Origin of the sequence: Sulfitobacter sp. 15WGC (assembly GCF_005068605.1) — a bacterium.
Classification (GTDB): Bacteria; Pseudomonadota; Alphaproteobacteria; order Rhodobacterales; family Rhodobacteraceae; genus Sulfitobacter; species Sulfitobacter faviae.
In genome coordinates this window covers 79,739-89,910 of record NZ_SZNL01000014.1, presented here as the reverse complement: position 1 = coordinate 89,910, position 10,172 = coordinate 79,739, and the positions used below count along the sequence as shown (strand labels likewise).

The following is a 10,172-nucleotide window of genomic DNA, read 5'->3' as shown; positions in this document are numbered from 1 at the left end:
CGGTGTCGACCCAAAGACAGTCCGGCGCGAACGCCCGCCGGACTGCCCTGAGATCCGCAAGGAGATGCAGGAGATCGCCGGAAAGCGGCGCCGGTTCGGCTACCGCCGGATTGGCGTGTTGCTTGAGAGCAAGGGCATGAGAATGAACCGCAAGAAACTGTATCGGCTCTACCGGGAAGAAGGGTTGTCAGTGAAGCGGCGGCGCGGCCGCAAGCGGGCTCGTGGAACGCGCTCCCCGATGCCGGAGGCTGCGTACCCCAATGCGCGCTGGTCTCTGGACTTCCTGGCTGACAGCTTCGGCCCATCCCGGAAATTCCGCATCCTGGCAGTGATAGACGATTGCAGCCGCGAAAACCTGTGCCTGATTGCTGACACCAGCATCTCGGGCGCGCGTGTTGCGCGTGAGCTGGATGCGCTGGTGCGGATCTACGGTAAACCCGGATGCATAGTCTGCGACAACGTCCTATGTCGGGAACTTCCGGCTGTTTAGGTCAGCAGGTCATGGGGCATCCGGCAAACCGGATGCCCTACAATCCTTGCCCAGACGGGCTCTGCCGTCAAGAAATGATCTCTTCCATAGCAAACACAGGGTACGCGCGATGGCGGCCCTCACCGTCCTTAATACGAGATCCCATTTCCCAAGCAGAAGGCCCAAACATTATCTACGAGGTCAGCACACTGCCTCCACGGCTCATCAGAGAGAGGTCCTTCCGCCTGGGCTCACCCCCTCGAAGAAGGGGCGATAGGGTGCGCCGTGTTTGACCACGGCGTGTACGGTGCGCGCCATCTTTGCTGCGATTGCGGTGTAGGCCTTGCGACGCAGATGGGCATTGTGACGGTCTTTGGAGATGTAGCGCTCGAACTTGTCGCGGAAGCTGTTGGTCCGCTTCAGTACTGCGGTCTGGCCGGTCATCCAGAGCGTGCGGCGCAACCGGGCATTGCCGTACTTCGAGATCCGGCTCTGGCCGCGGAACATGCCCGACTGCACGGTGGCAAGGTCCATGCCGCAGAACTTCAGAAACCGCCGGTGATGGCGAAAACGACGCAGGTCACCGGCCTCGGCCAGGATGGTCATGGCGTTGATCGGGCCGATCCCGGGAATGGTTGTCAGCAGCTGATAATCGGGGAGGTCCGAAAGTAATTCGACGGCCCGCGCCTCAATGATATCGCGCTGTCGGATCAGGCTTCTGCCTTCAGCCAACACCAAGCGGAACATGCGGACAGCGTCAGAATCCGGCTGAACTGGCAAGCCCACCGAGCCAACGGCCGTGGCATAAATATCTGAAAGCAAACGCTCTTTGGACACTTTGCGTCCAACCACTTTCCATGCATCGGCAATGAATGCCTCCCGGCTCATCGCCGTGATCATATGCGGGGTTGAATACTTCTCGAGGAAAGCCAGGAACCAGTCGGTTCTCGAATTCCGGTGAAATCGTTCGGCCTCGGGGAAGTAGAGCGGCAGATAATGTGTCAGGATGCGATGCCACAGCTCGGTCTTCGAACGGGAGACGATCTCATGGGTCTTTGACAGTTCCTGAATGTCGGCGGTCCCGGTCACCAACGGATCGTGAAAGAACTGAGTCGCAGTCTCGCGCGGGCCATGCGCGGCCTGCGTCATTCTTCATCTGATCGCGTAGCAGGTTAATACCATACATTCGCTCGGCGGTGCGCATATTTTGCGAAGCCCATCACTGACGCCCGCCGGGCGTTTTCATTTCGGTTTAAAGCTTTCCCTTGTCTGCCGACGCGTTAGTTGTTGAACATGCAAACGAGGGGGACAAGAATATGACCGCAATCGTCGATTTCCTGAACACCGTCTTATGGGGCTACGTCCTCGTATATGGCCTGCTGGCTGTCGGGCTTTACTTCACTTGGCGCACTGGGTTCCTGCAATTCCGGCATTTCGCCGAATTCTTTCGCGTGGTCAGATCCTCGCGTGACACTTCCGCCGCGGGCATTTCACCATTTCAGGCGCTGACGATCTCTCTCGCCAGCCGGGTCGGTACGGGCAACCTCGCTGGGGTGGCTGTGGCGATCTACCTCGGTGGGCCGGGGGCTGTGTTCTGGATGTGGGTTGTGGCGCTCGTCGGCATGGCGACGGCCTATGCGGAATCGACCTTGGCGCAGCTTTACAAGGTTCGGAACGCGGATGGGCAATACCGTGGCGGGCCGGCTTTCTACATGTCCCGGGGCATCGGGTCGAACGCCATGGGCTATGTCTTTTCGGTCTGCCTTATCATCAGCTTCGGCCTGATCTTCTCGGCGGTACAGGCAAACTCGATCTCCGTCGCGATGGAGGAAGCCTTTGCCATTCCCAAACTCGTCACCGGCCTTGTCGTCGGCGGTTTTGCGGGCATCGTCATCTTCGGCGGGATCAAATCCATCGCGCGGGTCGCGGAAAAGATCGTTCCCGCTATGGCCGGGCTCTATATCGTCGTGGCGCTGCTCGTCGTGGTTTTGAACATCGCCGATGTGCCCGCCATGCTGGCCTTGATCGTCAAATCGGCCTTTGGTTTCGAAGCGGCGGCAGGCGGCTTTACGGGGGGCTTCATGGTGGCCCTGCTCAACGGTGTGAAGCGCGGTCTGTTCTCGAATGAGGCGGGCATGGGCTCGGCCCCGAACATCGCCGCCGTCGCGGTGCCCGATCCGCACCATCCGTCCAGTCAAGGGCTGGTGCAGGGGCTTGGCGTCTTTATAGATACGCTGGTGATCTGCACGGCCACGGCGCTGATGATCTTGCTGTCGGGCGTGGTCGACTATTCCGAAGGTGCGGCGACCGGCATGGCGCTGACGCAGATCGCTTTGGAACAGCATATCGGCGCATTCGGTCCGATCTTCATCGGGATCGCCATCCTGTTCTTCGCCTTTACCTCGATCATCGGGAATTATTCCTATGCCGAGAACGCGATGGAGTTCCTTGGGATGGGCAAGCGTATCCCGCTTCTCGTGCTAAAGGCGCTTGTGATCGCGATGGTGGTCTGGGGCTCGTTGCAGGCGGTCACGACCGTGTTCAACTTCGCCGATGCCTCCATGGCGCTGATGGCGACGGTCAACCTGATCGCCATCCTGATCCTGTCCAAGACCGTCGCCAAACTCACGCGGGACTATTTCGCGCAGCGCAAGGCGGGGAAAGAGCCGATGTTCAGGATCGCCGAATATGCCGAGCTTGGCGATGGCGTCGATCACACGATCTGGAACAGCAATGTTGCCCGTGAAACGGAAGGCGCCAAGCCTGACTGAACGCAAGGCAAGGCGAGGGGGTGGCCCCTCGCCTTTGCCATTTCGTGAACTCTAAAGCGGATTTCGCCGCCGCAAGAAGTCGGGAGGCGCTTGAGCTGGCCCTAGAAAATGGCCAGCCTCACAGTAGATACGGGCCATCGGCGGCACGCTTTGAGGCTACTTCACGCCCCCCACAATCGCGTGCAAACCGGGGCTCACCTTCGATCGCCGCCATCGCGTCAACGATCAGGTCCTCGCGCCAGCGGCGGCCTGCGATTTGCACGCCGATGGGCTGCGGGCCTTGGGGCAGTTCCGCGATATGCGTGGGAATGTTGCCCGCAGGCAGGCCGGTGAAGTTCATCACGAAAGACCAAAGCCCCTTGCCCAAGACTTCGCGCACGCCCTCAGGGCCTTCGGTGTCGCGCCCGGCGGCGAAGAAGGGGGCGAACATGAAGGGGGTCAGCACGAGGGGGTAGTCCTCAAGAAACAGCGACCATTCGCGCGCGTAATGGGTGCGTTTGGCCAGCATGGCAAGCTGTTCGGTGCCTTTGAAGGGCGGGTATTCGGCGTAGTAATCCTCAAAGATCGCCTTCAGATCGTCGGAGCCATGGGTACGGATGTCCTCGCCCATCAGCGCTTCGACTTCGCCCATCAGGGCGCGATAGCCGTTTTTGCCAGCTTCATAGGCAAGGGGCGGTTCCACCTCTTCGACGGCGTAGCCTGCGTTGGACAGGGCAGAGGCGGCTTTGTCGAGCGCGGTGGCCACATCCGGGTGCAAGCCAAAGCCGAAATCATCGCGGGTGAAGGCCACGCGGATCGGGCCTTCGATGGCGTCGCCGCGCCAGGGCAGCGGCACATGGAAAGGGTCGCGCGCATCTGCGGCGATCAGGCTGGGCATCGACAGATGCAGGTCCGCCGCCTTGCGCACGATCAGCCCCTGCACCGACATGGATTGCGCCAAGAGACCGCGTTCGGCCTTTTGGCTGGGGTTGTAGGCGGGTACCCGGCCTAGGCCCGGCTTGACCGTCACCGCGCCATTGGCCGAGGCCGGGAAACGCAGCGAGCCGCCGATGTCGTTGCCATGAGCCAGCGCGCCGATCCCGGCCATGACAGCCGCCCCCGCCCCACCGGAGGAGCCGCCCGCCGAAAGGTGCTGCCCCCACGGGTTATGGGTGCGCCCATAAAGCGGGTTGTCGGTATCGGCGCGAAAGGAAAACTCCGGCGTGTTGGTGCGCCCGATGACGATGGCGCCCGCCTGTTTGAGGTTGCGCACCACCGGCGCATCCTCGGGCGCGATGATGTCTTTGAAGGCGGGCACGCCGTTGCTTGTAGCATGGCCCTTTTGGTCGACGTTGATCTTGATCGTGACCGGAACACCATGCAGCGGCCCTTTGGGCGCGTCGCTTTTGTCGAGGGCGGCAGCCTCGGCGCGGGCCTCATCGGCGAGGCTCTCGACCACCGCGTTCAAAGCCGGATTGACCTCTTCCATGCGGGCAATCGCCGCCTCGGTCGCTTCAACCGCCGAGAGTTTTCCTGCGCGGGTCGCGGTTGCGATTTCCTGCGCGTCCCATTGCCAAAGCGGTTTACTGTCGGTCATTCCGGTTCCTTTCGTTCAGTCGTTTTCAAAGCCGCATCCGCGCCCTGATGTCGCGAACTTCGGAGAAAGAATTTAGCAACGCAAGTAAATTCGCGGCGAAACCCTTTGCCGAAGGCGGGGGTGGCTATATTCGAGGCTTTGGGCGGTCACCCGGCCATGATGGCACTGGCGGCCTCTATGGCGAGGGGGGCAGCCTTGGCGACAAATTCCTCCGGCGTGTATTCCGAGAGGGAGCCTGCGAGATGTATCGCGCTGAGAGGCGCGCCGTTCCGGTCGGTGATGGCGACGCCCACCGCGACCTCGCCCAAGGCATATTCATCGCAGACCACGGCAAATCGGTTTTCGCGGGCGATGCTAAGCTCGGCCATGATCGCTTCGGGGTCGGTCTTGGTGCTGGCGGTGAAAGGGTGCAAGGGCGCGCGGGTGAGAATTTCGCGCGCCGCATCATCGGTAAGCTGTGCCAGCGCGGCACGCCCGCCCGCGGTGCAAAAGGTCGGCACGCTATGGCCCACGAGGGTGGCGAAAAAGGTCTCGCGTTTGCTTTGCATGCGCAGGGCATAGATCAGGCGCGTCTCGTCATAGAGGCTGAGATCGACCCGTTCGCGCAGGGATTTGCGCAGTTCCAGCAGGACCGGCGTGGCTTTCTGCACCACGGGGTCGAGCCGTAGCAGATCGAGCGTGTGATCGAGCAGTCGGATGCCGGGCAGGTATCCGCGATCATCCCCGCTGCGCCGGATATAGCCGAGTTTGGTGAGCGTATGGACCAGCCGTTGTGCCGCGGATCGGTCGATGCCTGCGGTCTTGGCGATGTCGGAAAGGGTCATCGGCCCGGTCGCGTTGTGAAAGGCGCCCAGCACCTGCATTGCGCGATCTGCCGCCCGGACGAACAAACGGTCGTCCTCTGCCTGATTCTGCGCCGCCTGCGGGGCGTCTTCACGGAAAAATCTACTCATAAATGGCCTGTAGTTGACGAATCGTTAAAGCGCCGCTTACGCTTGCTGTGCACTATAGCTGTATTGCAATGCGATACACAATGGGCGTGGCCCGCGGATGACGGGGCCGAGAAGGCGAAGGAGACAGGTTTGGAAAGTGGTTCTGGAATGCGCGTGGCTGTTGCGGGCTTTCTGCACGAGACAAACACATTCGCCCCCAATCCGGCGGATATGCAGGCTTTCCAGCTGGGCGGCGGCTATGTCCCCATGGTGCGCGGTGCGGCGATGTTGCCCGCCTTCGAAGAGGTCAACCTTGGCATGGCGGGTGCGCTGCGGGTGGGCCAAGCGCAGGGCTGGGATATCGTTCCGATCCTCTGGGCGGGGGCGATCCCCTCGGCCCATGTGAGCCGCGACGCCTATGAGACGATTGCGGGCGAGATCATCGAAGGCATTCGGCAAGCCGGGCCGCTTGACGGGGTCTTTCTGGACCTGCACGGCGCTATGGTGGCGGAGCATCTCGATGACGGGGAAGGGGAGCTTGTCCGCCGTCTGCGTGCGGTCGTGGGGCCGGATGTGCCCATCGCCACGGCACTTGATCTGCACGGCAATATCTCTGAAGATTTCGTTGCGAATGTCGATGTGCTCGTCGGTTTTCGCACCTATCCGCATGTGGACATGGCCGATACCGGCGCTGCCGCGGCCCGCCAACTCGACCGGATCATGACGACCGGCCAACGCCCGGCCAAAGCCTTTCGCCAGATGTCATATTTGGTGCCGATCCCGTTTCAATCGACCGAAATGTCGCCGGGGCGTGAACTTTATGAGGGGGTCGCCGCCTGTGAAGCCGCGGGGGCGATCTCGGCCAGCCTGTTCATGGGTTTCCCGGCGGCGGATATTCCCGACTGCGGCCCCGTGGCTGTTGCCTATGGCGAGACGCAGACCGCAGCGGACGCCGCCGCCGACAGGCTTGCCGCAGCCTATGAGGCGGCATCGCCCGCCTTCTTGGAGAATGAGGCCTATGATCCCGACAGGGCGGTGGCCGAGGCCCTGTCGCGTGCCGCCGGGCCGGGGCGTGGGCCTGTGGTCATCGCCGACACCCAAGACAACCCCGGCGCGGGCGGCGTGTCGGCCACCACGGGCATGTTGCGCGCGCTCGTCAAGGCCGAGGCCCAGAATGCGGCCATCGGGTTGATCGTCGACCCCGCCGCCGCCGAGGCGGCGCATCAGGCCGGGGTCGATGCCGAGGTTAACCTGCGTCTTGGCGGACATGCCGACATCACGGATGACGCGCCGTTTGAAACGGTGGCGACGGTCCAGCATCTTTGCGACGGAACCCTGCGCGCGACCGGCCCCTATTATGGCGGCACGGCGCTGAACCTTGGCCCCTCGGCCTGCCTGCGCATCGGCGGGGTTCATGTCGTCGTGACCAGCCGCATCGCCCAGATGGCCGACCGCGAGATGTTCCGCTTTGTCGGTATCCAACCCGAAGAGATGGATCTCTTGGTGGTCAAAAGCTCTACCCATTTCCGCGCTGACTTTGCCCCCATCGCGCGCGACATCCTTGTCGCCTGTGCGCCGGGGCCGATGCCCCTCAATCCAGCCGATCTGCCCTTCACGCGCCTGCGCGCGGGGCTTCGGCTGTCTCCGAATGGCCCCCGTTTCGGGGCCAATGGTGCCCAAAGCGCACCACCCGACCAGGGCGGCAAGACCGCCTTGGCCCAATAAAAACCAAAAGATCACTCAACAAGGGAAAACCACATGATACCTCTACGATCGGCACTGAAACAGTCGCGCGGACTTGCCGCCGCCTTTGCCGCGACCACGGCGCTTTTGGCACCCGGCTCTCTGGCGGCGCAGGATGGCGAAACGACCATCACGGCGGTCATGCACTCGGGCCTGCGGGTTCTCGATCCGGTCATCACCACCGCGCATATCACCCGCAACCACGGTTATATGGTCTATGACGTGCTGACCGCCGTGGACGAAAACTTTGAGCCGCAGCCCCAGATGGCCAGCTGGGACGTCTCGGATGACGGGCTCGTCTATACTTTCACGCTGCGCGATGGGTTGATGTTCCATGACGGCGCGCCGGTGACTGGCGAAGATGTCGTGGCCTCGCTCAAACGCTGGGGCAAGCGTGACGGCGGCGGGCAGTTGATCTTTGACGTGACCGAGAGCCTTGAGGCCAGTGACGAAAAGACCGTCGTCTGGACCCTGACCGAGCCTTTTGGCCCGCTTTTGTCGGTGATCTCCAAACAATCCGCGGTGCCGCCTTTTATCATGCCCAAGCGGGTGGCCGAAACTTCGGCGGATGAGACGATCACGGAATATATCGGCTCCGGCCCCTTCGTCTTTAACCAAGATGAATACGAGCCCGGCGTGAACGTCACCTATGAGAAGTTCGACGACTACGTCCCGCGTGACGAGGAAGCCTCGTGGATGGCGGGTGGCAAGGTGGTCAATGTCGACCGTGTGGTCTGGACCACGATGCCCGATGCGCTGACCGCGATCAACGCGCTTTCGGCGGGGGAAATTGACTATCTCGAACAGGTACAGATCGACCTGCTGCCGATCCTCGACGCCAGCCCCGAGGTCACGGTCGAGACCCGCGATGACCTTGGCTATGTCACCATCGGTCGGCCCAACCACCTGCACCCGCCCTTTGACAACAAGCTGGTGCGTCAGGCGGCGATGGCGGCGCTGGACCAAGAGTCCATGCTGCAAACGATGCAGGGCGACCCGGCCTATTACAACGTCTGCGGCGCGATCTTTGGCTGTTCGACACCCTTGGGCGACGAAGCGGATGCTGAGATCGTGACCGGCGGCGCGGATCCGGAAAAGGCCAAGGCCCTGCTCGAAGAGGCGGGCTATGACGGCACGCCCATCGTGCTGATGGCGCCGACGGATGTGATCAGCCTGATCAACCAGCCGGTGGTGGCCGCCCAAGCCCTGCGCGAGGCGGGTTTCGAAGTCGACATGCAGTCGATGGACTGGCAATCGGTCGTGCAGCGCCGCGCCCAGCAAAGCCCGGTCTCTGAGGGCGGCTGGAACATGTTCTTCACCAACTGGATGGTGCCCGAGATTTCGGACCCGCTGACCAATGTGATGGTCAGTGGCCGTGGCGACGAGGCGTGGTTCGGATGGCCCGATGACCCCAAGGTCGAAGAGCTGCGCGCGAAGTTCATGAAGGCCGAAGGGCCCGAGGCGCAAAAGGAAGTGGCCGTCGAGATCCAGAAACACGTCATGGATAACGTCAACTACATCATGATGGGTGAATATCTGATCCCGCAGGCGCGTCGGAACACGATCCAGAACATGCTGCCATCGCCCGTGCCGGTGTTTTGGAACATGACCAAAGAGGCGGAGTAATCCAGCCGCTCGGAGAGCGCGGTCGCCGCGCTCTCCACCGTCATCTCTGCCCGCAGGCAGCGCCCCCGCTTCCGGGCCTGCCTTCTTTCCGCCGAAAGGGACCTTCCGGAAAATGCTCGTCTATATCCTGAAGCGCGTCTTGGCCACGATCCCGGTCATGCTGATCGTCGCCATCTTCGTCTTCCTCCTGCTGCGTCTCACCCCCGGTGATCCGGCAGCCATTCTCGCCGGCGATGCCGCCACCCCTGCACAGCTTGAACGGATCCGTGACCGTCTGGGTCTGAACGACCCGCTGCTGACACAGTTCTTCACATGGATCGGGCAATTGCTGCGCGGCGATCTGGGCGTCTCGCTTTTGTCGAACACCTCAGTGGCGGGCATGTTGGGCGACCGGCTGGGGCCGACCATCAACATCGCGCTGATGACCATCACCATCTCTGTCCTGCTGGCGGTGCCGATGGGCGTGATCGCCGCTTGGCGTCACCGCACTTGGGTCGACTTTCTGGTGATGTCCTTCTCGGTGCTGGGCTTTTCGGTGCCGGTCTTCGTGATTGGCTATATCCTGATCCAAATCTTCGCGATCGAACTGCGTTGGGTGCCGGTGCAGGGCTACAAAGCGCCGTCGGAGGGCATCGGGCCGTTCTTCTCGCGCGCCATTCTGCCCTCGCTTACGCTGGCTACGATCTATGTGGCGCTCATCGCGCGGATGACGCGGGCCTCCATGCTTGAAGTGCTGGGCGAAGATTACATCCGCACCGCCCGCGCCAAGGGCGTGCGCGAGAATGTCGTGCTGTTCCGCCATGCGCTGCGCAATGCCGCCGTGCCGATCCTGACCATCATCGGCACCGGTTTCGCGCTGCTGATCTCGGGCGTGGTGGTGACGGAAAGCGTCTTTAACATTCCCGGCATCGGGCGGCTTACGGTCGATGCAATCCTCGCGCGCGACTACCCCGTCATTCAGGCGATGATCCTGCTGACGGCGGGCATCTACGTCTTCGTGAACCTTTTGGTTGACGTCTCTTATTCATTCTTCGACCCAAGGATCCGGTACTGAC

Annotated in this window: 6 protein-coding genes and 2 pseudogenes; 5 read left to right on the top strand and 3 right to left on the bottom strand. The window is 62.1% G+C overall.

Annotated features, from left to right (window positions below; genetic code table 11):
• Positions 1 to 460 (top strand): annotated as a pseudogene (locus tag FCK22_RS13070) (IS3 family transposase); the annotation flags it as partial.
• 234 nt (positions 461 to 694) lie between these two features.
• Here FCK22_RS13070 and FCK22_RS13065 read toward each other — a convergent pair.
• Positions 695 to 1,579 (bottom strand): annotated as a pseudogene (locus tag FCK22_RS13065) (IS110 family transposase); the annotation flags it as partial.
• A 206-nt stretch (positions 1,580 to 1,785) separates the two neighbouring features.
• Here FCK22_RS13065 and FCK22_RS13060 point away from each other — a divergent pair.
• Positions 1,786 to 3,240 (top strand): alanine/glycine:cation symporter family protein, encoded by a 1,455-nt coding sequence (locus FCK22_RS13060; RefSeq protein WP_067266940.1) that lies wholly within the window; start codon positions 1,786 to 1,788, stop codon positions 3,238 to 3,240.
• Between the two features lie 118 nt (positions 3,241 to 3,358).
• On the opposite strand, the gene FCK22_RS13055 is transcribed toward FCK22_RS13060, so the two are convergent.
• Together FCK22_RS13055 and FCK22_RS13050 are read right to left on the bottom strand one after the other, a co-directional pair.
• On the bottom strand, positions 3,359 to 4,816 hold the full coding sequence (locus FCK22_RS13055; protein WP_136720476.1) for an amidase: 1,458 nt from the start codon (positions 4,814 to 4,816) through the stop codon (positions 3,359 to 3,361).
• Positions 4,817 to 4,962: 146 nt separating this feature from the next.
• Complete coding sequence (locus FCK22_RS13050; protein WP_067266943.1) at positions 4,963 to 5,769, bottom strand: IclR family transcriptional regulator; 807 nt, start codon at positions 5,767 to 5,769, stop codon at positions 4,963 to 4,965.
• Between the two features lie 147 nt (positions 5,770 to 5,916).
• On the opposite strand from FCK22_RS13050, the gene FCK22_RS13045 reads away from it, so the two are divergent.
• The 3 genes from FCK22_RS13045 to FCK22_RS13035 all read left to right on the top strand — a co-directional run bounded on the left by FCK22_RS13045 (position 5,917) and on the right by FCK22_RS13035 (position 10,171).
• Positions 5,917 to 7,473: a M81 family metallopeptidase gene (locus FCK22_RS13045; RefSeq protein ID WP_067266945.1), complete on the top strand. Its 1,557-nt coding sequence runs from the start codon at positions 5,917 to 5,919 to the stop codon at positions 7,471 to 7,473.
• A 33-nt stretch (positions 7,474 to 7,506) separates the two neighbouring features.
• The gene (locus tag FCK22_RS13040; RefSeq protein WP_067266946.1) at positions 7,507 to 9,117 is read left to right on the top strand and encodes an ABC transporter substrate-binding protein; all 1,611 of its coding nucleotides are present in this window, start codon (positions 7,507 to 7,509) and stop codon (positions 9,115 to 9,117) included.
• Between the two features lie 112 nt (positions 9,118 to 9,229).
• Positions 9,230 to 10,171, top strand: a complete 942-nt coding sequence (locus tag FCK22_RS13035) for an ABC transporter permease (RefSeq protein WP_067266948.1) — start codon at positions 9,230 to 9,232, stop codon at positions 10,169 to 10,171.
• The last annotated feature ends 1 nt before the right edge of the window (position 10,172 follow it).